Below are 24,440 nucleotides of genomic sequence, written 5' to 3'. Positions count from 1 at the left end.
GTCGTGCGGCGAGGAGCATACCCACCGCACGACCGGCGTACGGGCCCCGCAGCGATCCACGATCCGCGCGCCCGCTCCGGCACCGTCCTGTCCGATCACCCCGGCGTCCCGGCTCGGGCTGGTGCGCATCACCAGTCGTCCACACACGTGCGCACCCGCTTGACTTCCCCGTGGCGGGGGAACCGCACGCCCGATCCGAACCTCCTCAAGCGGCCCGGTCGTGCGGCCTCCCGCCCCGCTGCTGAACGCCGTGCGGGCGATGAACGCCGTGCGGGCGACCGACCCGGCGGAACGACCGGCGGAGCGGGGCCGCCGTAGCGAGGACGAGGAGCCCGAAGAACGTCATCGGCAGCAGCCCGACCGGCTGGAGGTAGTCGAGCGGGTGGCGCATGAGGCCGTCCCAGTTCTCCCACCAGTTCGCGGTCAGGTCGGCCGCCATGACGGCCGCGCCCAGAACGGGACCCGCCGGGCGCGCCCGGGCGACCCACACGGCGGCGAGCGGATCGAGCACGAGCAGGGCGTGGAACAGGAGTTGACTCGGCAGGGGCCAGTCGCGGTACGCGTGGAGCCCGCCGACGATCACGTCGTAGGCGTGCACGGCCGATCCTTCGACGAACCCGATCACGTACACCGCTGCCACCCACCGCACCCACCGCGGCCGCGTCCCCCATCGCATGCCGCCCACTCTATGCGCACGCCCCTCCGCGCCTCGGCACCACTACGCGCAGCGCCGCCGCGCGAGGTGGAGGGTGATGTCGGCGGTCAGCTCGACCTGCTCGGGCAGGGCCCGCAGGATCCGGCCGAACACCAGGTCCCGGTCCGGGACCGGCAGCACGAGATAGGCCGAGACGGTCGAGAGATGACCGACGTAGTCGTGCGCACTGACCGTCAACGTCCGCTCGATCACGGTCTGTTGGACGTCGGTGAACCACTCGGACCGCTGGAGCTCCGTGCCCGGCCACTGCATCTCGTGCCCCGGCGGCGTCCCGTCCGGGGACGGGATCTCGTCGCTCTCCAGGAACGGCGCCCGGGCCGCGCGAACGGCCTCCTCCACGGCCGGGTCGGCCGGCCGGACCGGACCGCCGAACGAGGCGAACACGCCGCCCGGTTCCAGCAGGGCGGCCACGCGCGACCACCGCCCGTCCGGGTCCGTCCAGTGCAGCGCCGCGGCCGCGTAGACCAGACCGAACGTCCCGCCCGGGCGCACGTCCTCGAACGCGGCCCGCACCGTCGTGACGTTCGCCGGCACGTGCCTGCGCAGCTCGGCGAGCATGGCCGCGTCCGGCTCGCTCGCGGTGACCGCGATCCCCCGCCGGGCGAACAGGCGCGTCGCCTTCCCCGTCCCCGCGCCGATTTCGAGGGCGGTCCGCACCGGCCGGCCCGCGTACGCCAGCACCATGGCGAGGAGCTCCGCGGGGTACCCGGGGCGGCACCGCTCGTACGCTTCGGCGACCGCCCCGAAGCTCAGTGCACGGTCGGACATGCCGAGCATCCTGGCACGAACCGGCCGCCGGCTCCCGGTATTTGCGGGCACGAGCGGCGGAGGCGAGAGCTCCTCGGCGACGAGGCCGGTGTCCTTGCGCTCGACCGCCCACAGCCCGAAGCGCGGGTCGCCGGTGCAGGTGCGGAAGCGCTCGATCCGGGCGTCCGCCCGAGGCGCATGAGTATCCGCACTCAGACGGCGGCTCTCTGCTGCTTCACGAGGGTCTCAAGGGTGCGGAGGTGCGGCGTCTCGCGGAGCGGTGCGGTCGCGCAGCCGCGTCCGGTGAGGTTCCACCCCGAAAAGAGCAGGACCCTGGCGTCGTCCTCGGTCGCGGAGAGCCACCGGCCTCCCGCCACGGATGCGCCTCACCGTCGACGGTCAGTGCCGCGCTGACGGAAAATCCTCGCCGCGCAGCGATGAGTTTCGGCGGCGCACTCGGTCCAACCCCATGAGACACCCGACACCGAGCTCGCAGGGAGCACCTCATGAGGAAGATCACCGCCGGACTGTTCATCGCCGCCGACGGCGTGGTGGAGGCGCCGGACCAGTGGCACTTCCCGTACTACAACGACGAGATGGGAGCGGCCGTCAACGCCCAGCTCGGCTCGGCGGACACCCTCCTGTTCGGCCGCGTCACCTACGAGAACTTCGCGGCCGCGTGGCCGGCCCGGGAGACCGGCCCCGTCGGCGAGGGCGACTGCGCGGCGGCGGTCGCCGAGACGGCCCAGCTGTCCAGGATGGCCAAGGCGCTCGGCGACGCCCGCAAGCTCGTGGTGTCGCACTCGCCGCTGACGTTCGCCTGGCGCAACTCCGAGCAGCTCCACGGCGATCCGGTCGAGGCCGTCACCAAGCTGAAGGAGGAGCCCGGCGGCACCATCGGGATGTCCGGCTCGGTCTCCGTGGTCCGCCAGCTCCTGGCCGCCGGGCTCATCGACGAGCTGCACCTGTTCGTCCACCCGATCGCGGTCGGCCACGGGCAGCGCCTGTTCGCCGACTCCGCCGGCCCGCTCCCGCTGAGGCTGATCAGCTGCGAGGCCTTCCGGACCGGCGTCCTGCACGTCGTCTACGGCCCCGGCGACGAGGCGTAGCCCCACCGCGTCAAGGACCCGTCAGCGGCACGTCAGTGCTTCGTCAGGGAGGGTGAACGGGCTTGCCCCGGGCGGTCCCCGGGGCTTTGATGGTGGGCATGCACCGCTCGACACGCCACCACGACCGCCCGCCGCATAGTCGGCCGCGGATCGTCGCTGTCGCGGTCGCCACCACCGTCCGGTAACGCCGAGCCTTTCCGTTCGGCACCGGCCGCGTGCGCACGGGCCTGTGCCGCTTCGTCCTGCCCGTGCGCCGATCCCCGCCGTCCGTCCCCCGTCCCGCCGGCTCCGAGGCCGGGGGACGGACGCGCGACCTCATCGCACATCACCGTTCGTTTCTCCGCGCCGACGGCACCGGGGAGGGGCGGCGCCGCGCCGCGCCTCCTTCGCACCCCGTCGGCGCCCTCCACCCTGGATGGGTCATGTCCGACTCTGTTCTGTCCGCCCGCACCGCCCTCGTCACCGGCGCGTCCTCCGGCATCGGCTGGGAGACCGCCCGGCTGCTCGCCGGGCTCGGCGCCACCGTGCTGGTGCACGCCCGGACCACCGCCGAGGCGGAGGCGGCCGTCGCCCGGCTGGTCGGCGCCGGCGCCCGCCGCGACCAACTCGTCGAGCTCGCAGCCGACTTCACCCGCCTGTCCGAGGTCGCGGTGCTCGCCGGCACGGTCGTCAAGCACTACCCGGCGCTCGACCTGCTGGTCAACAACGCGGCCGTGATGGCCCCCGAGCGCTGCACCCTCACCGACGACGGCAACGAGGTCTCACTCCAGGTGAACTTCCTGGCCGGCCACCTGCTCGCCAAGCTCCTGCGCGCCCCGCTCTCCGCGGCCGGCGACGCCCGGATCGTCAACGTCTCCTCCGCCCTGCACCGCACCGCCTCGATGAACTGGTCGGACCCGCACCGCGTGAAGAAGTACTCGCGCGTCGCCGCGTACGCGCAGTCGCAGCTCGCGCTCACCATGGACACCGCCGAGATGGCCCCGGCCGGCTCCGGCATCACCGCCGTCAGCGTCAACCCGGGCCAGTGCGACACCGCCCTGCTCCCGCTGTACGGGCGGGTCGGTGCCCCGGCGGCCGAGGGCGCGGCAGCCGTCGTCCGCATCTGCCTGCCCGACTTCGAGGTCGTCAACGGCGCCTACTACGAAGGCGGTTCGCTCGCTCCCACGGCCCAGGCGGCACAGGAGGAGCGCTCGAAGAAGCGGCTCGCCAAGCTCGCCGACCAGCTGGTCGGCCAGGCCTCCTGAAACCCACCCACCCCAGGAACGGAAGAACGGACCCGATGTCCAAGCGCGCCCGCAAGAAGAAGGCCCGACGGAAGAAGAAGGCGAACCACGGCCGCAAGGCCAGCCAGGGCTGAACTCCCGCCATCATCCGGCGCCGCGTGCCACCGGCGCCGGGCAAGGCCTCCGGCCCCGGGCCTGACGTCCGCCACAGAGGACGTCGGGCCCGGGGCCCAGGTGTGCCCAGGCTGCGCCTCGGCCCTGCTGGGGCGGCCCCGACAGGCCCGCGATTCCAGCGTTCGAAATATCTGACGATCAGTCTGTTTCTTTTTCCTGCAAGCCTGTTGATTTCATTCGCTGTGCCGTTCTTCCACGGAGGATCTGGCATGATTGATCCACTTCAGCGGAAGGCGAGGAAGACCGTGACAGCTACCGGCAGCCCATCGACCGAGGCTCCCGCCTATCCGATCGCGCGCACCTGTCCGTACCGCATGCCCGACGGCTACGACCGGCTGCGCGCGGACGGGCCGCTGTCGCGGGTGACCCTCTACGACGGCCGGACGGCCTGGCTGGTCTCGGGGAACGAGGAGGGCAGGGCGCTGCTGCTCGACCCGCGGCTGTCCGTCAGCGTCCGGCGCCCGGGCTTCCCCGCGCTGTCCCCGCAGCTCGCGGCGCAGTCGGAGGGGGAAGGGTTCGAGCCGCCGCTGAGCGGCGTCGACGACCCCGAACACGCCCGCCAGCGGCGGATGGTGATCCCCGGCTTCGGCATCCGGCGGATCGCCGCGCTGCGCCCGGAGATCGAGCGGATCGCCGAGGACCTCGTCGACGCGATGCTCGCCCGGGGCGAGCGGGCCGACCTGGTCACCGCCTATTCGCTGCCGCTGGCCTGCGCCGCCAACTTCGCGCTGCTGGGCGTGCCGCCGCAGGACGGCCGGTACATCGGGGAGCGCACCCGGCGGGTGTTCGCCGCCGGCGGGGAGGAGGGGCCGGCCGGGGCCCAGCGGGCCTTCGCCGAGATCCTCGACCGCCTTCACGACGTGGTCGCGCGCAAGGAGCGGGAGCCCGACCCCGGGGCCGGGCTGATCGACGAGCTCATCGCGGCCCGACCGGCCGAGGGTGGCCTGGACCGCGGCCAACTGGTCGCCCTCTGCGCGGTGTTGATGACCGGGGGTGACGACACCACGTCCAGCACGATCGCCTCCTCCGTGCTCGCGCTGCTGGCCCACCCGGACCAGCTCGAACGGCTGCGCTCGGACCCGGGGCTGATCGTCGGCGCGGTCGACGAACTGACCCGCTACACCTCGGTCGCCGACGTGCTGCCCCGGGTGGCCACGGCGGACATCGAGATCGCCGGGCACACCATCCGCGGGGGCGACGGCGTGCTCGTCTCGACCATGCTGATGAACCGGGACGTCGACGTCTGGCAGGACCCCGACGCCCTGGACATCGACCGCCGGGCCGGCCGGCACGTCGCCTTCGGCTACGGCGTCCACCAGTGCGTCGGCCAGAACCTGGCCCGCGCCGTCATGGAGACCGGCCTGACCGTCCTCCTCCGCCGGATCCCGACACTCCGCCCGGCCGTCCCCGCCGACCAGGTGCGGGTCAATCCCCCGCACGTGCTCCAGGGCAGCGTGCCCGAGCTGCCGGTCACCTGGTAGGCCGGGAGAACGCCGTGGACATCGACCTCGACACCGACCGGTGCATCGGCGCGGCCGTGTGCACCCGCCACGCGCCCGCCGTCTTCACCCAGGACGAGGACGGCATCGTCGGCCTCCTCCCGGGCGACGCGGCCCGCACGGACGACCCCCTGGTCCGCGAGGCGGCCCTGGCCTGCCCCGCCCAGGCCATCACCCTGCGCGGCCTGCCCGCGCCCTGACCGCCACGGTGTGCGGGCCGCGGCGCCACCGGCCGGGTGGCCGGTTGCCACGCGGGTACCGGCGGCGCAGGCTGGAAGTACCCCAGGGGCCCGGTGGCCGGGCCAGGAGGTGTTCACGATGAGCAGGCTTGAGGAGCAGATCAACATCGACGCCCCCGCGCAGCAGGTCTGGGAACGGCTGCACGACGTGGCGTCCTATTCGGCGTTCATGGACGGCGTCCAAGGCGCTCATGCGCCCAGCAGCAACCGCGCCCATCTCGACGTCCGGACGGGCGGGGTTCAGCGGGAGTTCGAGGCCGTTCTCTCCGACCGCACGGCCGACCAGGTCCTCGCCTGGGAGACGCAGGGCAGCCCCGAGCTGAAGGGCACCCTCTCGGTGCGGTCGCTGGACAAGGGCCACAGCCAGGTGCAGGTCCGGATGGAATACGAGCCGGAGGCCATCCAGGACGCCTTCGGCGGCCCGCGGGGCATGGCCCAGATCCACCGGATCGAGAACACCGTCCGGGGCGACCTGGAGCAGCTCAAGAGCCTGGTGGAGGGAGGACGCTGAAGCCGCTCCGAACGCCCTTGTCGACCAGGCGAGTTGACGGCGAGTCGGCAAGCGGGCGCGGGCGCCGGAAGCCGGCGCCCGACACCGGCGGCCCCCCGGCCCGGCACACGGCGGGCCGGGGGCAGCACGTCCGGCCGGACTACAGCGTGGCGTAGAGCTTGAAGACGTCGCGGTCGAAGAGCGAGGCGTAGGAGTAGAAGACCTCGCGGCCGCCCTCCGCGTAACCCCCGAGGGTGCCGATCACCTCCTTCGTCCCCTCCGGGATCCACGGACTGCCGCTGGTGCCGCCGAAGAAGCCGTCGCAGGCGAAGCCGAGCTGGTACTTCATCGGGTGGCCGGGGGCGTTGCGGCAGGTGATCGGGTGGCCCACGTTCGGCCCCTTGGCCGGATAGCCGGTGACCGTGACGCCCGCGGACAGCGGGAGGGAGGCGTGCAGGGTGAGGGCGCCGGTACGGCTCTCGACGTCGCCGTCGACCAGCAGGAGGGCGAAGTCCAGGTCGGGGTCGTGCGACGTGACCCAGCCGGCCGGGACGGCGACCTTCGTACCGGTGTAGGTGCCGAAGGGCAGCTTGCCGCCGTCGTACTGCGGGGCGAAAACGATCTTGGCGTACGTCGTGGCGCCGTACACGCAGTGCGCGGCCGTCAGGATCGCGTTGCCGCCCCCGGGGCGGTGCACGACACTCGCGGTGCAGTAGTGGTGCTCGTCGGTGCCGGGGGTGACGGAGAACAGCCGGCCCACCATCGGCAGTCCGGCGGACCGGGCGGCCTGCGGGGTGCCCGGCGGCGGGGTGGGCGCGGCGGCGCCGGGCGTGCTGCCGGGAGCGGCGCCCTCCGGAGCCGGGCCGGTGGGGCGGTCGTCGGCCTCGCCCGCCTCGGCCATCCGCTGCGCGGTCCAGTAGGCGGCGGCACCGTCGGTGTCGGCCGGGGCGAGGTCGGTCGCGACGGCCGTCGCGCCGTCCGCGGGGGCGGCGGAGCCGGACGAGTCCGTGGCGAGCGCCGTGCCCGTCACGGTGGCGGCGAGCGCGGTGGCGACCGCGGCGGAGACGAGCACCCGGCGCAGCCGGCGGCCTTGGGTGGGTATGCGGTGCCTGCGGCGCTGCATCGGTTCTGACGCTCCATCGACTCGACGAATCGCACGGTTGTGCGAATCGCCGCAGCATACTGGAGGGCCGGCACTGAATGATCATCAGGTCCCATCGGATCGCCGGGCCGGCCGGCTCCTCGCGCAAGCGGCACTCCTGACGAGGAGAGACGAGGAGAGCCGATTCAGCCGTGGCGTCCAGCTGCGTGCTTGACCAGTTCGAGGAGTGTTTCGAGGTCGTGTGCGGCTTCCGTCGCACAGAGGATGGTCGCTGCGACGAGGCCGGCGAGTCCGACGGCAGACCAGGCGTGGCCGCGCGGGGCGGGGGCGAGCAGGGCGGTCACCCGACGAGGAACGGGCCCGAGGCCGCTCGGCCGCAGCCGGCCGAGCAGGCCGAGGGCGGTGGCGGGGATGCGGCTGCGGGCACGGGTGCGGCGGGCGGCGAGGGCGGCCTTGCCGACGGTGCGGGCGACCTGCTCGCGGTCGCCGATGGTGGCTGCGGCGCTTTCGTCGGCCCAGCGTTCGACGGTGAAGGTGACGGTGTCGGCCAGCGGGCGCAGGAGTGGGTTCGCGGCGGCGGCGAGTTGGGCGAGGGCCACGAACAGGTAGTGGTGGTGGGTGAGGTGGGCGCGCTCGTGGGCGAGCAGGATCTGGTGCTCGGCCGGGTCGAGCGCGTCCAGCATGCCGGTGGAGACGACGATGCGGCCGGGGCGTCCGGGGATCGCGTAGGCCTCGGCGGCCGGGTCGTCGACGACGACGAGCTGGTCGGGCCCGGGCAGGCAGGCCGCCTCGCGCGCGGCCTGGGCGAGGGTGCGGGCCCGACGCCAGAGCATGCGGCCGGCCATCGCGGCGATGACGGCCAGCAGTGCGCCGGCGAGGACGGCCACGGAGAAGGACGCGGGGTCGTAGTGCTGGGCCGCGGACGGCGACCAGTGGTCCTGGGCGAGGTGGGCGATGAAGGGGAGGCGGATCAGGCCGGTGGTCGCGAGCATGCCGAGCGCCGCAGCGCTCCCGACGGCCAGCACCAGGGCGCCGACGGTCAGCAGCCAGGTCGCCTGGCGGGGCGGCAGCTTCTCTCCGGCCGGCCGCGAGACCAGGGCGGCCAGGAGCGGGAAGAGCAGCGGCAGGTAGACGGCGACACGCACCCGGGCGAACCTACCTTCCGCCGTCCAGGAGCCGCCGGAGGAAGTCCTCGTCGGCGTCGGAGAGCTCGTCGACGAAGCGGGTCAGGACGGCTTCGCGATCGCTGCCGCCGTCCAGGACCCGGCGCATCTTGCGTGCGGCCAGGCCGGAGTCGTCGGCGACGGCGGTGTAGGCGAACGCCCGGCCGCGCTTGGCCCGGTTCAGCTGGCCCTTGTCGTACATACGGGTCAGGGCGGTGACGACGGTCGTGTAGGCGAGCCGGGCGTCGACGCGTTCGAGGACCTCGCCCGGGGTCAGCGCGTCGGGGGCCGCCTGCCACAGTGCCGCGAGGATCTCGGCCTCCAGCTCGCCCCGGCCCCGACCCGTGGTTGCGGTGGGTTCGTGTACGCCCACGGACTTGGTCGCCTCCCGCGCCGTCTTCTACATTCCACGTCGAAGTTCTACGTTCTCGTAGAAGCTACTGCCTGCCCAGAGTCTGCCATGCCCGCCGCCCTCGGCGCGTGGCGGGGCAGCGAACCCAGGAGGACGTGCGCATGAGCGAGCGCAGCGAGCGAGTCATCAGAAGGTGCGCACGGGTGAATGCCCCTGCCGAGCGCAGCGAGGCGGGCGCATGACCACCGCGACAGCGGCCGGCGCCCCGCCCCGGACCGTCGCGGCCCGTGCCGAGGCCCTGACCAAGGCCTACGGTTCCGGCGAGACCCGCGTCGTGGCGTTGGACTCCGTCCACGTCAGCGTGTCGCGCGGGGAGTTCGTCGCGATCATGGGCCCGTCCGGCTCCGGCAAGTCCACCCTGATGCACTGCCTGGCCGGCCTCGACACCGCCACCGGCGGGCAGATGTTCATCGGCGACACCGAGATCACCGGGCTCAAGGACAAGAAGCTCACCCAGCTGCGCCGGGACAAGATCGGCTTCATCTTCCAGGCGTTCAACCTGCTCCCCACGCTGACCGCGCTGGAGAACATCACGCTGCCGATGGACATCGCGGGCCGCAAGCCCGAGCAGGCCTGGGTGGACCGGGTCATCGACACCCTCGGCCTGTCCGGGCGGCTCGGGCACCGGCCCTCCGAGCTGTCCGGCGGCCAGCAGCAGCGCGTCGCGTGCGCCCGTGCGCTGGCGAGCAGGCCGGAGATCGTCTTCGCCGACGAGCCCACCGGCAACCTCGACTCCCGCGCCGGCGCCGAGGTGCTCGGGTTCCTGCGCGGCTCGGTGGACGACCTCGGGCAGACCATCGTCATGGTCACCCACGACCCGGTCGCCGCCTCCCACGCCGACCGCGTCCTGTTCCTCGCCGACGGCCGGATCGTCGACGAGCTGCTCGACCCGACGGCGGACTCGGTGCTCGACCGGATGCGCAGGTTCGACGGCGCCGGACGGACCAGCTGACGATGATCAAGGCAAGCATCCGCAACTTCCTCGCCCACAAGGGCCGCACGGCGCTGTCCACCCTCGCCGTCCTGCTCGGCGTGGCGTTCGTCTCCGGCACCCTGGTGTTCTCCGACACCATCAACGTCGCCTTCACGAACATCTCCAGTTCGACCGCCGCCGACGTGACGATCAAGCCCAGGCAGGCCTTCACCCCCGAGGTCGAGGACCGCGGGCTGTCCGGCGAGACCCCGACCCTGCCCGCCTCCGCCGTGGCCAAGGTCGCCGCCGTCCAGGGCGTGCGGGCCGCGCACGGCCAGGTGGGTCTGCAGAACCTCACCGTCGTCGACAAGGACGACAAGCCCGTCGGCCCGACCACCGGCGCCCCGACGCTCGGCCAGAACTGGTACGACGACCCCCAGGTGCACCTCGTCCAGGGCCACGCCCCGGCCAGGGCCGGCGAGATCGTCCTCGACCAGGCCAGCGCCCGGCACAAGAACATCCACCTCGGCGACCCGCTGCACATCCTCACCCCGACCGGCTCGGCCCCGGGCACGCTGGTCGGCATCGTCACCTTCTCCGGCGGCAACCCCGGCGTGACCATGGCCTACGTCGACACCGCCACCGCCCAGAAGCAACTGCTCGGCAAGCCCGACCAGTTCACCGGCATCACCGTCGACACCGCCCCCGGCACCAGCCACACCGCCGCCCAGACGGCGATCAAGGCCGCCCTCGGCGACGGCTACTCGGTGGCCACCAAGGAACAGCAGGCCGCCACCGCCGCCCAGCAGATCAGCTCGTTCCTCGGCGTCGTCACCACGGCCCTGCTCGGCTTCGCCGGACTCGCCGTCCTGGTCGGCGTCTTCCTGATCCTCAACACCTTCTCCATGCTCGTCGCCCAGCGCACCCGCGAACTCGGCCTCCTGCGCGCCCTCGGCGCCGGACGCGGACAGGTGATGCGCTCGGTCCTCACCGAGGCGCTGCTGCTCGGCGTCATCGGCTCCACCCTCGGTCTCGGCGCCGGCATCGGCCTGGCCACCGGGCTCAAGTCGCTGATCTCCGGCTTCGGCGTGGACCTCTCCGGCACCGCCCTGGTCGTCAGCCCGGTGACCCCGGTGGCGGCGTACGCCGTGGGCGTACTGGTGACGCTCGTCGCCGCGTACCTCCCGGCCCGCCGAGCGGCCCGGGTATCCCCGATGGCCGCGCTGCGCGAGGCCGCGACCCCGTCCGCGCCGAAGCTCGGCCGGCGCACCGCGCTCGGTGCCGGGCTGCTCGTGGCGGGCCTGGGGCTGCTGTACGGCGCCGCGACCCACCACGCCACAATCGTCACGGCCGGCGCCCTGCTCGGCAGCGGCATCGTCACCTCCCTCCTCGCCCTGGTCGTCCTCGGCCCGGCGCTCTCCCGCGTGATCGTCCACGGGCTCGGCGCGCCGTACCCGGCACTCTTCGGTGCGGTCGGGCGGATGAGCCGACTGAACGCGGTGCGCAACCCGCGGCGCACCGGGGCCACGGCGGGCGCGCTGATGATCAGCCTCTCCCTGGTCGGGGCGGTCGCCGTCCTCGCCGCCTCGCTCACCACCTCGGTGGACAAGGACGTCGACAACACCTTCGGCGCCGACTACGTGCTCTCCGGCAACGGCGCCACCCCGATCGGCCACGAGGTCACCGACCGCGTCAAGGCCGTCCCCGGCATCCGGGCCGTCACCCGCCAGCGGTACGCGGTCGCCCACCTGAACGGATTCCAGCTCGCGGTCTCCGGTGTGGACGTCGCCGGCGTCGACCAGGCCGTCAAGCCGCAGTACGTCGCCGGCTCCACCGCCGACGTCGCGGCCGGAAAGCTCATGGTGGACCAGACCACCGCCAACGCCGACCACCTTTCGGTCGGCTCGCAGGTCGAACTCCACTTCCTCAACGGCAACGTGGGCACCCTGACCGTCGGCGCGATCTCCAAGCCCCCGGCCGGCGCGGGCAAGGACGGCGGCAGCTGGGAGGTCTCCCTCGACACCCTGAACACGTACGCCCCCGAGGCCCAGGACTTCACCCTCTACCTCAACACCGCGCCCGGCACCGACCGTTCGAAGGTCCAGGCCGCACTGGACGGCGCGCTCGCGGGCTACCCCCAGGTGACGGTGCAGAGCCAGGCCGACTACAAGAAGTCGATCACCGGCCAGGTCGACACCGTCCTCTACCTGGTCTACGCCCTGCTCGCCCTCGCGATCGTCATCGCCGTCCTCGGCGTCATCAACACCCTCGCCCTGTCCGTGATCGAACGCACCCGCGAGATCGGCCTCCTGCGCGCGGTCGGCGCCTCCCGGAGCCAGGTCGGCCGGATGGTCCGCCTGGAGTCGGTCCTCATCGCGGTGCACGGCGCCCTGCTCGGGCTCGGCATGGGCCTGGCCTGGGGCGTCGCCGGGCAGAAGGTCCTGACCCTGTACGGGATCACCGCGCTCAGCATCCCCTGGGCCACCATCCTGGCAGTCCTCACCGGAGCGGCCCTGGCCGGACTCGCCGCCGCCGTCCTGCCCGCGGCAAAGGCCGCCCGCACCCGGGTCCTGACCGCCATCGCCGCCCCCTGACACCGCCGGTCGGCTCCCCACCTCCCCTGGAGAGGCCGGCCGGCACAGCCACCGCCCGTCGCCGGGCACGCCCCCGGGCGTCCCGGCGCGGCCGTCGGGCTTCGACCTGCGGCGCGACGAGCCCTACCTCGCGTACGGCTCCGACGAGCCCGTGACGTTGAAGGCGGCAGGCGGCTGTGCGTGACTGGGAGGAGCAACATCGGCCCGGTCGGACGGCGAGGTGCTCCGGATGGGATTCATCGGCACGGTGGGGCTGGTGCTCCACCCCGAGCGCACGTGCGCGCCCACGGTGGACGCCGTCGTCCGGTGGAGCCGGAGGCGGGGCGCGAAGGTCCTGGGGCTGGCGGCGGAGGTGGCCCGGATCGGCTGCGAGGCCGTCCCGGTCGAGGCCGAGGAGATGGCCACCGGCGCCGATCTGCTGATCAGCCTGGGCGGGGACGGCACCATGCTGCGCGCCATGCGGATGGTGGCCGGCGGCCACGCGCCCGTGCTCGGCGTCAACGTCGGACGCCTCGGCTTCCTCGCCGAGGTCGACGTGCCGGATCTCCCGGCCGCGCTCGACGCCATCGACGAGCACCGCTTCACCGTGGAGGCGCGCTCCGGACTCCTCGCCCGCTGCGGGGCCACCCGGCACACGGCGCTCAACGACATCGTGCTCCTGCGCAGCCCCGGGCACCGGACCGCCGCCGTCGCCGTGCACGTCCAGGGCCAGCCGTTCGTGTCCTACACCGCCGACGCGGTCGTCGTCGCCACGCCGACCGGGTCGACCGCCTACAGCTTCTCCGCCGGCGGCCCGATCGTCTCGCCCAACGCCGAGGGACTGCTGATCACCCCGGTGGCGCCGCACGCCGCGTTCAACCGGTCCGTGTTCCTCTCCAGCGGCGAACAGCTGGAACTGGAGGTGCTGCCGCACAGCGGCGGCCTCGCCATCGAGGCCGACGGCCTCCTGGTCGGCCACGTCTCCCCCGGCGACATCATCGAGGTGGCCATGGTGCCCGGCGCGGCCCGCGTCGTCCGGCTCGGCCGCACCACCTTCTACCAGCGCGCCCAGCGCAAACTCCGCCTCACCGGTTCGGCGGAACCCGCCTGACCCGCGTCACGGATTCGAGGGCGGGGTCCTTGTCCGGTCGGCCGGCAGGTGCCGCTCGGCGAAGAGCCCCCGCGGACCGTTCGCGGGCCGCTCACAGGCCGGTCACGATCCGCCACGCGACCCGCTTGCGGGCGGCGCTCCCGGACTCCAGGTGGAGGGCGTCCTCGACCAGCTTGACCTGCTCGCGCACGGCCCTGGCCCAGGCCTGCTCCCGGACGTAGGCGTCGATGGTCTCGGCGGCGTCGTCGGCGGCGCGCTGCGGCGCGCCGAGCAGGGCGGTCCGCAGGGCCTTCAGGCCCGCCTGCATGGCGAGGACCTCGGCGTCGAGGTGGAGGCGGAGCATGGACGCGAGTTCCAGCGGCTTGCGGTGGAACACCTGCTCGCCGCGCCAGCGCGCGGGTGCCAGGTCGAACAGCCAGTCCTTGGCCGACTGCTCGAACCCCGGGGAGCCGGGCCGGCGGACGGCACCGGGCCAGCGCACGGAGGACGGGCGAGGGAGCCTCGGCTGCGGACATCCGTCGGTCGTCGTGATGAGGGTCACGGTTCACCAACCTGGTTCGATGGACACGACCCCGCGATTCCCGTCCACCCGGCGCCTGTCGGCCGGACGGCGGGCCCGTGGGCGGCCGACGACCGCACGACGTGCGGGTCCCCGCGGAGGAATCGGCCGGGCCACAGGAGGATGATTCGGGTGCGATGAGTGTCGGGCTCGCGATTGCGCCTGTCAAGCGGGTACCGCGGCCCTCTCGCCGACGGCAGCGCCGCCGCCCGCCTGCACCGCGCGGTGGCCGGGCACACGGGCGGCAGGCACTCAGGTCTCCTGGGCGCCGGCACCCGCACGGCCGCCGCGGGCGGCCGGGCCGTGGAACCGGACGGACTAGCCGGGCTCGCGCAGCCCCGCGGTGCTGCGAAAACTGGCCAGCGTGTCCTCCACCACGCTCTCCCGCCACGAGCGGGACCTCATCGTCGCGCTGCGGGCCCGGGCGTCGCGCCACCGGCTGACGGCCGAGGCCGTGGTCCTGGCCCAGGGGCGCCTCCAGGACCCGTTCGGCTGGCCGCCGGGCATGCCCCGGCGCAGTGACGGCGGCGACTGCTTCCGCAACGCGTGGCGGATCGCGCTGAAGCCGGTCGGGCTGGCGTACGTCGAGGGGTTCGTCCTCGGCGAGGACGGGGCGGTGACGCACCGCGCCTGGTGCGCGGACGAGGGCGGGCGTGCGCTGGATCCGACCTGGCGGGACGGGCGGGCGCTCGCCTACCTGGGCGTCGGGATGGCCGCGGCCTGGGTCGCGGCCGTCCAGCAGCGCACCTGCACGCGGACCCGGTTCCCGGGTGTGCTGGACGCGGCCGTCCAGCACACCCGGGACGCCGACCGCGTGCTGACGTACGGGGTCCCCGCCTCGGCGCTCATACCGCTCGGGCGGGAACTTCCGCCGAGCCCCGCCGGCGCTTGACGGCCCGGTCGGCGGTCGCGGGCTCCCGGGAGGGTTCGGGGTGCGGAAGGTCGAGAAGCCCGGTCACGGCCGGCAGTCGACCGGCATCGGTCCGTCCGGGACCTACTCCGCCGGCTCCACCGCGATGTCGCTGAACACCACCCGGGCGTCCTCCGTGTAGGCGCCGATGCTGCCGCCCAGGTACGGGTGCTCCTGGTCCTCGTAGGCCACCAAGTCCTTGCCGTCGACGCTCACTTCCAGGTGCGCGCCGCGCTGGGCCACCTTCACCCCGGACCACCGGCCGACGGGGAACCGCTCGGAATCCGTCGCCAGGAAGCGCTGGCCGCCGGGGTAGGCGGGATCGCGCTTGCCCAGCTCCCAGCCGTTGGGCTTGAGGATGATGTAGTAGAAGTGCTCCGGGTCGGAGTACGCCCACACCAGCCACGGCACCTCCCACGGGTTGGGCGTGGGCGTGCGCAGCTGGGCGACCGTGCGCATGCGGGCCTGGAGGTCCATGTCCTGGTACTGCTGCGTGGAGACGATCAGTCCGGCATGGGTCTCCTCCGCCGTCCGCGAGGGCTTCGGGAAGAGGGACAGGCCGTTGTGGAGACCGGCGTTCTCGCCGTGGCCGTTGAAGACCGACCGCCACGGGCCGTGGACCGAACCGTCGGCCCACGGCCCCACCGGCTCTCCGTCCCCGCCTCCCCGGACGGTGCTCACCGCGAAGGCGAGCCCCGCCACCGCGGCGGTGGCGAGGAGTACGAGGGCGAGGAGCCGGTGAACTCTCGTCATGCCGTCGAGTATGACGCCGGTCCGTCGGGCTGGGGGATGACGGGCGGGTTCAGCGCGGGCGCCGCAGGGGCGTCCACGCCGAAGTCCTCGGCCAGTTGCGCCACGATCCGTTCCGTGGCGTGCCCGTCGCCGAAGGGGTTTCCGGCCTTCGCCATGCTCTGGTACGCCTCGTCGTCGTCCAGCAGCCGCATGGCGGCGTCGAGGATGATCTGCGGTTCCGTGCCCACCAGTTGGGCCGCGCCGGCTTCCACGGCCTCCGGCCGCTCGGTGGTGGTGCGCAGCACCAGCGCCGGTTTGCCGAGCGTGGGGGCCTCCTCCTGGATGCCGCCGGAGTCGGTCAGGACGAGGTCGCAGCCGGCCAGGGTGGCGGAGAAGTCCACGTAGTCCAGCGGCTCGACGATCCGGACGGCCGGGTGGTCGGACAGCTCGGGCAGCAGGGCCTCGCGCACGGCGGGGCTCTTGTGGAGCGGCAGCACGATCTCCACGTCGCCGCGGTCGGCCAGCCGGCGCAGGGCCTTGCCCATGGCGCGCATCTTGTCGCCCTGGTTCTCGCGGCGGTGCAGGGTGACCAGGACGCGCCGCAGGTCGCTCTGGAAGTGGTCGCGGCCGGCGCCCTGTCCGAGCACCCACAGCAGGTTGTCGATGACGGTGTTGCCGGTGACGAACACCTCGGCCGCCGGTACGCCTTCGGCGGTGAGGTGTCCGGCGGCGCGCGGTGTGGGCGCGAAGTGCCAGCGCGCGATGCGGCCGATGAGACGGCGGTTGAGCTCCTCGGGGAAGGGGTTGTCCAGCACTCCGGTCCGCAGCCCGGCCTCCACGTGCGCGACGGGGACGTGCTCGTAGAACGCGGCGAGGGCGCCGGTCAGCGCGGAGGTGGTGTCGCCCTGGACGACGACGAGGTCGGGGCGCTCGGCGTGGACGACCTCGCCGAGCCCGTCCACCAGCCGGGCCGTCAGCTTGGACAGTTCCTGCCGCTCTCTCATCACGTCGAGCTCGAACTTGGCCTCGACCTGAAGGAGTTCGAGCATCTGCTGCAGCATCTCGCGGTGCTGGCCGGTGCTGACGACGAGGGGCTCGAAGTGCGGGGAGGCGGCCATGGCGCGGACCACCGGCGCGAGCTTGATCGCTTCCGGACGGGTGCCCAGGACGAGCATGGCACGAACGGGCGTGGTGCTGACGTTCGGGGACATGGGTCTCCATTGAGGGTGCTTGCGTCAGGTACAGGGAGAAATGGGCGCGCGTCAGGTGCGCGCGGTCTTGAGCCAGGTCCGCTTGCCGGTGAGCATGCGCCACAGGCCCCACCATCCGGCGGCGAACCAGATGTAGCCGTAGACGACGAAGACGTGGGAGAGCAGGACCGCGCGGACGAGACCGAGTCCGCGCTCGCGCCGGGAGTAGACCCAGCCGTAGGCGTACGCCGCGGTGAAGGACAGGACGTACGGGCCGATGAGCCACCAGGGCGACATCAGCGGGTGGCCGGCCTCGACGGAGCCGATCACGACGCCGCCCGTGGCGACGGCGAAGGAGAGCGGCAGCAGCGAGGTGAGCAGGATCAGCACGGGGCTGGAGAGGTGGTACAGCAGGTCGATCGCGGCCTTCGTGGGCACTTCGCGCAGGATCAGCGGGACCAGCCCGGCCGACTGCAGGTGGCCCTGGAACCAGCGGGAGCGCTGGCGCACCAGCCGGCGCACGTCGAGCACGGCCTGCTGGGAGACGGCCGCGGTGGTGCAGTGCTGGTTCGTCCAGCCCCGGGCGATGAGGCGCACCCCGAGGTCGAGGTCCTCGGTCAAGGAGTCGCTCCACGGCCCCTTCCCGCTCCCGTCGCTGAGGGTGTCCAGCGCGGAGAGCCGCATGAACTGGCCGTTGCCGCCCATGCCGACGCTGCCGAAGTAGTGGCGGGCGGACTGGAAGATGTCGCCGTAGATGACGAACTCCATGTCCTGGAGGCGGGCGAGCAGCCCCTGGTGCCGGTTGTACATGCGCACGCCGACCTGGGTGGCGCCGGTGCGCGGGTCGTTGAAGTAGGGGTCGACGGCCTGGACGACGTGCGGGTCGAGGCGGCCGTCGGCGTCCACCACGCACACGATGACGTCGCCCGGGTCGCGGCCGTCGAGGAGACCGGATTCCCGCAGGTGGCGGATGCCGGCGTTGAGGGCGGCGCCCTTGCCCTTGCGGGCGTCGGGCAGCTGCCGCTGGAGGAGCTTGACCCGGTCGGGGTCGGCGGCCCGGGCGATGTCGGCGGTGCGGTCCTCGGACGCGTCGTCGATGACCAGGGCCAGGAAATCGCCGGCCGGGAGTGAGGTGATCCGGGCCAGGCTCTCGGAAAGGACCTTCTCCTCGTTCAGACAAGCGAGGAGGAAGACGTAGAGACGCTCGGCGCGTGGGCCGCGGTCGCGGCGGACCTCGCGTCTGGAGAGGACGAAGAGAGTGGCGTTGTAGCAGCCCGCCATCACGATGATGGCGACGCTCGACCAGAGAAGGACCTCCGTGATCACCGTCGATCACCAGAGCTTCGGAGAACGAACCAGAATTTGGCCAGAAGAAGAACGGTGGCCGTCGCGCAGTAGAACAGGAATCCAGCGCCGGCCGCTTCCTGCAGTCCCCTGGCGAAGGGTAGGCCCGGCAGGACTTTCGGAGCCGCCATCAGTCCGGCCAAGGGCAGGACTATCCCCAGAACAGGTTTACCGTACATGAGATCCCCCCAGATCCCCCGAATTTCGCCTCGCCTGTCATCCCGAGGCTGCGCACGGACAATATCAGATGACAAGCATGCTTAAACGTTCATCGTGAGAGATGTCGCGAGATGGCGGGAGATGTCGAATCGGAATGTTAAATTCCATGAACGGCAATCCAGCCACCGCGCGACTTGCCCGATACTTCCCGGTTCGCCCGAGAGATCCTATTGACACTCCCCCGACCTGGCGCAAGAATCGGCGAAATGTCGGGGCTCCATCGCCACGCCTTCACCATTTCCACCGGGGGGTGCCACGGGTGAAGAACCGACAGAAGATCTTGAATCAGGGGGGACCGCAATGAACAATGTGCGAGGGAGAATTCCGCTTTCCCGGGTCTCGCTCATCCTGGCCGTGACCACCGCCCTGCTGGGCGGGGTCGCGCTCTCCACGGGCGCCGAGGCGGCGACGGCCAGGGGCGGGAGGCCGCCGCGCCCGTCCCACGGGCTCAAGGACGTCGACCCCGCCCCGCCCTCCGCAGCCGGCTCCGAGGACCTGAGGGCCTGGGGCGCCGCGCGGCTGGAGAACGACCGGAAGCGCCATGCGCACCAGCTCACCATCACCCCGGCCTCGGCTCCGGCTCCGGCTCCGGCCACCAAGGCCGGCGCGGCCACCGCCACGGACCCGTCCATACGGCCCCTGGACACCACGGCCGGCACCTCGGCCCTCGTCCTCTACGACACGGCCGGCCCCTACGGCTTCCTCGGCGAGCTCTACGCGATGGCAACCGCCAACCTCGCCGGCCACTTCGGCACCGTCACCGCCAAGCCGGTCTCCGCATACACCGCGGGCATGGTGGAGCAGTACTCCGCCACCATCTACATCGGCTCGACCTACTACGGCGGTTCGATCCCGGACGCCGTGCCGACGGCCTTCTACCAGGACGCGATGACCACCGCCAAGCCGGTCGACTGGATCGGCGACAACGTCTGGAACATGGCCAACGCCGTCGGCATCGAGAACTTCAAGAAGAAGTACGGCTGGGACCCCACCAACTCCTACTTCCAGGCCAACGGCAGCGTGGGCAACATCAACCAGGTCACGTACAAGAACCGGGCGCTGACCCGGAAGATCCCCGCGGGCGCCGACAGCGGGGTGCTGCACCCCGCCCTCGCCGGCGCCGGCTACCCGCAGGTCACCCAGCTCGCGCAGGCCACGGACGCCACCACCGGCACCACCACCCCGTGGGCGATCCGCTCGGCCAACCTCACCTACGTGGGGGAGATCCCCTTCGCCTACGTCTCCGAGTCGGACCGCGTGATCGCCTTCGAGGACCTCCTCTTCGACGCGCTCGCCCCGGCGACCACCGAGCGCCACCGGGCGTTCGTGCGGCTGGAGGACATCAGCCCCGGTTCGGACCCGACGGAACTGCGCACCATGGCCGACTACCTGGCCTCGCAGAACATCCCGTACGGGATCAACGTCATCCCCGTCTACACCGACCCCAAGGGCGTCTACAACAACGGGACGCCCCAGACCGTCACCCTGGCCCAGGCCCCGCAGGTCGTCGCCGCACTCCAGTACATGCTCCAGCACGGCGCCGTCCTCATGAACCACGGCTACACGCACCAGTACAGCAACGTCAACAACCCCTACACCGGCGTCACGGGCGACGACTTCGAGTTCTTCCGCTCCCACATCGACGCCGCCAACAACGTCGTCTACGACGGGCCGCCCGCGGAGGACTCCACGGCCTGGGCCCAGTCCCGGGTGACCTCGTCCCTCGCCACCTTCGCCGCGGCCGGCCTGCCCAGGCCCACGCTCTGGACGACCCCGCACTACGCCGCCTCGGCCGCCGACTACCAGGTCTTCGGGCAGAACTACACGGCGCGGCTGGAGCGTCCGCTGTACTTCGCCGGAACGCTGAGCGGCGGGCCCGTCAATCCCGCCCGCTACATCGGCCAGTTCTTCCCGTACTCGGTCAGGGACGTCTACGGAACGACCGTGCTCCCCGAGAACATCGGCAACTACGAGCCGCTGCCCTCCAACAACCACCCGGCGAGGCTCCCGGCCGACCTGATCGCCTCGGCGAAGGCCAACCTCGCCGTCCGGGACGGTGTGGCGAGCTTCTTCTACCACCCGTACTACGACGTGGCCCCGCTCCAGCAGACGATCGACGGCATCAAGGCCCTCGGCTACACCTTCGTCGGCCCGATGGACCTCGCCAAGTGAACGCCCTGACCAGGTGAGGAGCTTTCAGCAGTGAACCCGATGAGGAGGATGGCCGCCGCCTGGTCGGCGCTGGCCGTCCTCTTCGTCGCCGCCGGATGCTCCTCGTCGTCCGGCGGCGACGATGACACGCCCAGTCCCACTACCACTCCCAGTCCCTCGGTCGGCGCTCCGACCGGCCGTCCCGACGACGGGAAGGTCGGCGAGTTGCGGGGCATGACGCTCCCCTCGTGGAACACCGACGACTACGACAGCCCGCAGGCCGGGACGTACCTGCGGCAGATCGCCGCCACCGGCGCCCGGTGGGTGACCTTCACCCCCACGTGGTACCAGGACCGCGTCACCGACTCGGCCATGCGCACCACCAAGGAGACCGCCGCCGACGAGAGCCTGCGCACCATCATCCGCCTCGCCCACGACGCGGGGCTCAAGACCATGGTCAAGCCCCATGTCGACCTGGTCAAAGGCGGCGACCGGGCCGAGATCAGGCCCACGGACCCGGACGCCTGGTTCGCGGCCTACGAAGGCTTCATCACCCACTACGCCCAACTCGCCGCCGACGCCGGCGTCGAGCAGCTCTCGGTCGGCACCGAACTCGCGGGCACCTCGCAGGACGGCGAGCACTGGAGCAAGGTCATCGCCGCGGTCCGGGACCGGTACAAGGGGCCGCTGACGTACGCCGCCAACTACGACGAGTACCAGAAGATCCCCTTCTGGAAGGACCTCGACGTCATCGGCATCGACGCGTACTGGCCGCTGACCGACGAGGCGACGACCGACCCGGCACGGCTGCGCCAGGCGTGGCAGCCCATCGCCGACGAGCTCGCCGCCTTCTCCGAGCACCAGCACCGGAAGATCCTCTTCACCGAGGCCGGCTACGTCAGCCAGCGCGGCACCACCACCGCCCCGTACTCCTGGACCATCAGCAAGAAGGACGGAGACGCCGAACAGGCCGCCGCCTACGAGGCGTTGCTCGCCTCCTTCGACGGCAAGCCCTGGTGGGCCGGCGTCTGCTGGTGGATGTGGGACGACTGGCCCGACAGCGGCGAGACGAAGAAGGACCTCGCGTACACGCCCCACGGGAAGCCCGCAGAGGACGTCCTGAAGAAGTGGTGGACGCACGGGACGTGAGGTGTCCGGCGTGAGAACGGGGCCCGGCCGCACCGCGGTCGGGCCCCGCTCGTCCACCAGGAGGGTCGCTCCGGCGTCACGCCGCCGGCGAGTCCGTTCCCGACCACCTCGCCCGCCTCATGCCGCAGCCGGGAAGCCGGCCCCATCACCCAACTCGCCTCCCGCCTCGTCCAAGCCACCACCGAAGCCCTGCGCCGCTCCACCGACGACGAAGGCGTCGCCTTCGGGGTTCTCGGCCAACTGGGCGCCCGAGCGGGTGACATCGAGGTGTCGATCGCCGAGGCCGACGTGTCGGCAGGCCAAGTTTGGCTTGGTCCGGTGACTCCATGAGGCGGTTCACGACAGTGTTGGAGGTGTGGTGGCGCTGAAGATGTTGGTGCCGCGGCTCGGTGGCGGGGCAAGGAGACGGGGGCGTGCCGCGGCGCTCGGTGTGCTGGCGGTGTTGTCGAGCATCGCCGTGGTCGCCCCGGCGCTGGGAGCACCGCGCGTGGGCGGTTCCCTGGTCCCGCAGACACCCCTGCCGGGGGAATGCATTCCCCAGTTCGCAACTCCCCTGCCGGTCTTCGGTCCGGCGGGGTCGACGCCTCGGGTCGATGCGGCGACCCACAGGGATCTGACCGTCGCCATGACGGAGACCGATCAGGAGGTACTTCCGCAGGGCCGGCAGGACACCTGCGGCCTCGGGGTGACGTTCGGCAGGACCCGGGTGTGGGCCTATGAGACCTCCGACACGACCAGCAAGCAGGTCCTGGGTTCCGCACACTGGCCGGCGGTGACGATCGAAACCGAGAGGCGCACTCCCACGCGGGTCACCTACGAGAACAGGCTGCCGAGTTTCAATCCCTCGAATCCGTACGGTCCCGGGTTGGTGCAGGGCCTGATGAAGGTCGATCAGACCGTCCACTGGGCCAATCCGTTGAAGACGCCGGGCGCCGGAATGCCCATGAACTGCGACGAACCGCAGAACGCGGACAATCCGCTGTGTCAGCCCTACACCGGGCCTCAGCCCGCCACCGTACACCTGCACGGCGCCGAGATCAGTGCCTGCTACGACGGCGGTCCGGACACGTGGTTCACACCGAACGGCCTGCAGGGGTCGCAGTACTGTTCGGACGACCAACCTGCTCCGGGCAAGGCCGTCTACACCTACCAGAACTCCCAGGAACCCGGGACGCTGTGGTTCCACGACCACGTCCTCGGGGCGACCCGCAACAACGTCTACGGCGGACTGGCGGGCTTCTACTTCCTCAGGGATCCGAAGGAGGAGCCCGAGGGCCTCCCGAGCGGTCCCTACGAGATCGAGATGGCTCTGCAGGACCGTGTCTTCGACACCAGAAGTCAACTGCTCGTCATCCCGCCGTCCAATCCGGACTACCACCCCTTCTGGGGTGTGCGCGAGTTCGGAGATGTCGCGACCGTGAACGGAGCGGCCTGGCCGTACCTCCAGGTGGAGCCGAGGCGCTACCGCTTCCGCCTCCTCAACGGCGCCAACGGGCGGCGCTTCGCCCTGCACTTCGGGGGCGCTCCCGTGTACCAGATCGGCGCCGACGACGCCTACCTGGACCGTCCCGTGCCGGTCAACGGCACGGCGTGCGCAGGCGGCGACTCCACGACCGAGTGCAGCGACCTGGACTTCATGCCCGGTGAACGCGCCGACATCATCGTGGACTTCACGAAACTGGCCGGGAAGACGATCACCGTGACCAACACGGGAACGCTCGACACTCCCCTGCCGCACATCATGCAGATCCAGGTGACCAAGCCCCTGACGGGCCGCGACGAGAGCTGCGACCCCGCTCGTTCCGCCCCGGAGGAGTGCACCTGCACTCGCCCGGTACCCATGGTCCACCTGATCGGGCCGGACGGCAGGCCGCGCGTCAAGGTCGACAAGGTCAGGCAGTTCGTGCTCAACGAGCTCAGCACCGCGAGCACGCAGCCGAGAGGGGGGAACATCGAGGAGTATCTCAACAACACCCTCTACGACGGGCGCGAGTCTCCCAGCATCAAGCGGGAGTTCCCGAAGGACGGCATCAGTGAGCTGCCGGAGGTGGGATCGACCGAGCTGTGGCAGTTCATCAACGCCGAAGACGTGCCGACGGCCTACCACCCGATCCACACGCACCTGGTGCAGTTCCAGATCGTCAGCCGCCAGAACATCGACTACGAGAAGTACATGAAGACCTGGGACGGGTCCTTCCCGAGTTCCTGCAAGCCCTCCGATGTCGACTTCTGCCCGGGCTACGGTCCGCCGCTGTCGTACCGGAGGCCGAACGCCGACGGGGCGGTCGGCGGGAACCCGGCGATCAGCCCGTTCCTCACGGGGGATCCGACGCCACCGGACCCGGGTGAATCGGGGTGGAAGGACACGGTCAAGGCGTTCCCCCGCCAGGTGACCACGGTCATCGTGCGTTTCGCTCCGACCAGCGTCCCCGTCCACCGCTCCAGGCCCGGGCTCAACCTGTTCCCGTTCGATCCGACCGAGGGCCAGTACGTGTGGCACTGCCACGTCCTCGGTCATGAGGACAACGAGATGATGCGGCCGTATCGAGTGGTCAGCGGCCGGAAACACGGTTGGGAAGATGAGAGGGCCGACGGGAGGAAGAAGGGGTAACAGGGAGCACGGCGAGGGGCCGTCCGAAGTGCGGCCCGCGGCAAGGGGCAGGCGGCGAGGGACACGTGGTGCGCTCGCCGGGATCCAGGTGGGGCATGCCTGCTC

Annotated in this window: 21 protein-coding genes; 12 read left to right on the top strand and 9 right to left on the bottom strand. The window is 71.8% G+C overall.

Annotation, left to right across the window (positions count from 1 at the left end):
* Nucleotides 1–205: 205 nt before the first annotated feature.
* Both ACWCXH_RS31680 and ACWCXH_RS31675 read right to left on the bottom strand, forming a co-directional pair.
* The gene (locus tag ACWCXH_RS31680; RefSeq protein ID WP_449804939.1) at nt 206–676 is read right to left on the bottom strand and encodes a hypothetical protein; all 471 of its coding nucleotides are present in this window, start codon (nt 674–676) and stop codon (nt 206–208) included.
* Between the two features lie 42 nt (nt 677–718).
* Nucleotides 719–1,483, bottom strand: a complete 765-nt coding sequence (locus ACWCXH_RS31675; protein ID WP_449804938.1) for a class I SAM-dependent methyltransferase — start codon at nt 1,481–1,483, stop codon at nt 719–721.
* Between the two features lie 485 nt (nt 1,484–1,968).
* Between ACWCXH_RS31675 and ACWCXH_RS31670 the strand changes: the two genes are divergently transcribed.
* From ACWCXH_RS31670 to ACWCXH_RS31650, 5 genes are all read left to right on the top strand, one after another.
* Entirely contained in the window at nt 1,969–2,571 is a 603-nt protein-coding gene (locus ACWCXH_RS31670; protein WP_449804937.1) for a dihydrofolate reductase family protein, read from the top strand.
* Between the two features lie 422 nt (nt 2,572–2,993).
* Nucleotides 2,994–3,815, top strand: coding sequence for an SDR family NAD(P)-dependent oxidoreductase (locus tag ACWCXH_RS31665; RefSeq protein WP_449804936.1), 822 nt, complete (start codon nt 2,994–2,996; stop codon nt 3,813–3,815).
* 362 nt (nt 3,816–4,177) lie between these two features.
* On the top strand, nt 4,178–5,449 hold the full coding sequence (locus ACWCXH_RS31660; RefSeq protein ID WP_449804935.1) for a cytochrome P450: 1,272 nt from the start codon (nt 4,178–4,180) through the stop codon (nt 5,447–5,449).
* Between the two features lie 14 nt (nt 5,450–5,463).
* The gene (locus tag ACWCXH_RS31655; protein ID WP_449804934.1) at nt 5,464–5,667 is read left to right on the top strand and encodes a ferredoxin; all 204 of its coding nucleotides are present in this window, start codon (nt 5,464–5,466) and stop codon (nt 5,665–5,667) included.
* Between the two features lie 118 nt (nt 5,668–5,785).
* Nucleotides 5,786–6,217 carry an SRPBCC family protein gene (locus tag ACWCXH_RS31650; protein ID WP_449804933.1) on the top strand — a complete coding sequence of 144 codons (432 nt, stop codon included), beginning with the start codon at nt 5,786–5,788 and terminating at the stop codon, nt 6,215–6,217.
* 139 nt (nt 6,218–6,356) lie between these two features.
* Here ACWCXH_RS31650 and ACWCXH_RS31645 read toward each other — a convergent pair whose 3' ends face one another.
* The 3 genes from ACWCXH_RS31645 to ACWCXH_RS31635 form a co-directional block, all read right to left on the bottom strand.
* The gene (locus tag ACWCXH_RS31645) at nt 6,357–7,319 is read right to left on the bottom strand and encodes a trypsin-like serine peptidase (protein ID WP_449804932.1); all 963 of its coding nucleotides are present in this window, start codon (nt 7,317–7,319) and stop codon (nt 6,357–6,359) included.
* A 164-nt stretch (nt 7,320–7,483) separates the two neighbouring features.
* Nucleotides 7,484–8,443, bottom strand: a complete 960-nt coding sequence (locus ACWCXH_RS31640) for a M56 family metallopeptidase (RefSeq protein WP_449804931.1) — start codon at nt 8,441–8,443, stop codon at nt 7,484–7,486.
* A gap of 10 nt (nt 8,444–8,453) precedes the next feature.
* On the bottom strand, nt 8,454–8,834 hold the full coding sequence (locus ACWCXH_RS31635) for a BlaI/MecI/CopY family transcriptional regulator (protein WP_449804930.1): 381 nt from the start codon (nt 8,832–8,834) through the stop codon (nt 8,454–8,456).
* A 217-nt stretch (nt 8,835–9,051) separates the two neighbouring features.
* On the opposite strand from ACWCXH_RS31635, the gene ACWCXH_RS31630 reads away from it, so the two are divergent.
* The 3 genes from ACWCXH_RS31630 (at nt 9,052) to ACWCXH_RS31620 (ending at nt 13,470) form a co-directional block, all read left to right on the top strand.
* Nucleotides 9,052–9,825 carry an ABC transporter ATP-binding protein gene (locus ACWCXH_RS31630; protein WP_449804929.1) on the top strand — a complete coding sequence of 258 codons (774 nt, stop codon included), beginning with the start codon at nt 9,052–9,054 and terminating at the stop codon, nt 9,823–9,825.
* A gap of 2 nt (nt 9,826–9,827) precedes the next feature.
* Nucleotides 9,828–12,380: an ABC transporter permease gene (locus ACWCXH_RS31625; RefSeq protein WP_449804928.1), complete on the top strand. Its 2,553-nt coding sequence runs from the start codon at nt 9,828–9,830 to the stop codon at nt 12,378–12,380.
* A 229-nt stretch (nt 12,381–12,609) separates the two neighbouring features.
* On the top strand, nt 12,610–13,470 hold the full coding sequence (locus ACWCXH_RS31620) for an NAD(+)/NADH kinase (protein ID WP_449804927.1): 861 nt from the start codon (nt 12,610–12,612) through the stop codon (nt 13,468–13,470).
* 91 nt (nt 13,471–13,561) lie between these two features.
* On the opposite strand, the gene ACWCXH_RS31615 is transcribed toward ACWCXH_RS31620, so the two are convergent.
* A complete protein-coding gene (locus ACWCXH_RS31615) occupies nt 13,562–14,011 on the bottom strand; it encodes a hypothetical protein (protein ID WP_449804926.1) in 450 nt (149 codons plus the stop codon).
* Between the two features lie 382 nt (nt 14,012–14,393).
* Between ACWCXH_RS31615 and ACWCXH_RS31610 the strand changes: the two genes are divergently transcribed.
* On the top strand, nt 14,394–14,921 hold the full coding sequence (locus ACWCXH_RS31610) for a hypothetical protein (RefSeq protein ID WP_449804925.1): 528 nt from the start codon (nt 14,394–14,396) through the stop codon (nt 14,919–14,921).
* 102 nt (nt 14,922–15,023) lie between these two features.
* On the opposite strand, the gene ACWCXH_RS31605 is transcribed toward ACWCXH_RS31610, so the two are convergent.
* From ACWCXH_RS31605 to ACWCXH_RS31595, 3 genes are read right to left on the bottom strand one after another with little or no spacing between them, the layout of a single operon-like run.
* Entirely contained in the window at nt 15,024–15,692 is a 669-nt protein-coding gene (locus tag ACWCXH_RS31605; protein WP_449804924.1) for a calcium-binding protein, read from the bottom strand.
* On the bottom strand, nt 15,689–16,882 hold the full coding sequence (wecB, locus tag ACWCXH_RS31600) for a non-hydrolyzing UDP-N-acetylglucosamine 2-epimerase (protein WP_449804923.1): 1,194 nt from the start codon (nt 16,880–16,882) through the stop codon (nt 15,689–15,691). Before wecB ends, ACWCXH_RS31605 begins: the two co-directional genes overlap by 4 nt.
* Nucleotides 16,883–16,933: 51 nt before the next feature.
* The gene (locus ACWCXH_RS31595) at nt 16,934–18,187 is read right to left on the bottom strand and encodes a glycosyltransferase (protein WP_449804922.1); all 1,254 of its coding nucleotides are present in this window, start codon (nt 18,185–18,187) and stop codon (nt 16,934–16,936) included.
* Nucleotides 18,188–18,724: 537 nt separating this feature from the next.
* Between ACWCXH_RS31595 and ACWCXH_RS31590 the strand changes: the two genes are divergently transcribed.
* The 3 genes from ACWCXH_RS31590 to ACWCXH_RS31580 all read left to right on the top strand — a co-directional run bounded on the left by ACWCXH_RS31590 (nt 18,725) and on the right by ACWCXH_RS31580 (nt 24,335).
* Nucleotides 18,725–20,596: a DUF2334 domain-containing protein gene (locus ACWCXH_RS31590; protein ID WP_449804921.1), complete on the top strand. Its 1,872-nt coding sequence runs from the start codon at nt 18,725–18,727 to the stop codon at nt 20,594–20,596.
* Nucleotides 20,597–20,635: 39 nt separating this feature from the next.
* Nucleotides 20,636–21,724 carry a glycoside hydrolase family 113 gene (locus ACWCXH_RS31585; RefSeq protein ID WP_449804947.1) on the top strand — a complete coding sequence of 363 codons (1,089 nt, stop codon included), beginning with the start codon at nt 20,636–20,638 and terminating at the stop codon, nt 21,722–21,724.
* Between the two features lie 880 nt (nt 21,725–22,604).
* Complete coding sequence (locus ACWCXH_RS31580) at nt 22,605–24,335, top strand: multicopper oxidase family protein (RefSeq protein ID WP_449804920.1); 1,731 nt, start codon at nt 22,605–22,607, stop codon at nt 24,333–24,335.
* The last annotated feature ends 105 nt before the right edge of the window (nt 24,336–24,440 follow it).

Source organism: Kitasatospora sp. NPDC001660 (assembly GCF_053596725.1).
Note: the sequence above shows the minus strand (reverse complement) of the source record. Positions and strands in the feature narration are given on the sequence as shown.

Coding starts and splice junctions, on each gene's coding strand:
- ACWCXH_RS31680 (WP_449804939.1), bottom strand. CDS start 676: ATGCGATGGGGGACGCGGCCGCGGTGGGTGCGGTGGGTGGCAGCGGTG.
- ACWCXH_RS31675 (WP_449804938.1), bottom strand. CDS start 1,483: ATGTCCGACCGTGCACTGAGCTTCGGGGCGGTCGCCGAAGCGTACGAG.
- ACWCXH_RS31670 (WP_449804937.1), top strand. CDS start 1,969: ATGAGGAAGATCACCGCCGGACTGTTCATCGCCGCCGACGGCGTGGTG.
- ACWCXH_RS31665 (WP_449804936.1), top strand. CDS start 2,994: ATGTCCGACTCTGTTCTGTCCGCCCGCACCGCCCTCGTCACCGGCGCG.
- ACWCXH_RS31660 (WP_449804935.1), top strand. CDS start 4,178: ATGATTGATCCACTTCAGCGGAAGGCGAGGAAGACCGTGACAGCTACC.
- ACWCXH_RS31650 (WP_449804933.1), top strand. CDS start 5,786: ATGAGCAGGCTTGAGGAGCAGATCAACATCGACGCCCCCGCGCAGCAG.
- ACWCXH_RS31645 (WP_449804932.1), bottom strand. CDS start 7,319: ATGCAGCGCCGCAGGCACCGCATACCCACCCAAGGCCGCCGGCTGCGC.
- ACWCXH_RS31630 (WP_449804929.1), top strand. CDS start 9,052: ATGACCACCGCGACAGCGGCCGGCGCCCCGCCCCGGACCGTCGCGGCC.
- ACWCXH_RS31625 (WP_449804928.1), top strand. CDS start 9,828: ATGATCAAGGCAAGCATCCGCAACTTCCTCGCCCACAAGGGCCGCACG.
- ACWCXH_RS31620 (WP_449804927.1), top strand. CDS start 12,610: ATGGGATTCATCGGCACGGTGGGGCTGGTGCTCCACCCCGAGCGCACG.
- ACWCXH_RS31605 (WP_449804924.1), bottom strand. CDS start 15,692: ATGACGAGAGTTCACCGGCTCCTCGCCCTCGTACTCCTCGCCACCGCC.
- wecB (WP_449804923.1), bottom strand. CDS start 16,882: ATGTCCCCGAACGTCAGCACCACGCCCGTTCGTGCCATGCTCGTCCTG.
- ACWCXH_RS31590 (WP_449804921.1), top strand. CDS start 18,725: ATGAACAATGTGCGAGGGAGAATTCCGCTTTCCCGGGTCTCGCTCATC.
- ACWCXH_RS31585 (WP_449804947.1), top strand. CDS start 20,636: ATGAGGAGGATGGCCGCCGCCTGGTCGGCGCTGGCCGTCCTCTTCGTC.
- ACWCXH_RS31580 (WP_449804920.1), top strand. CDS start 22,605: ATGAAGGTCGATCAGACCGTCCACTGGGCCAATCCGTTGAAGACGCCG.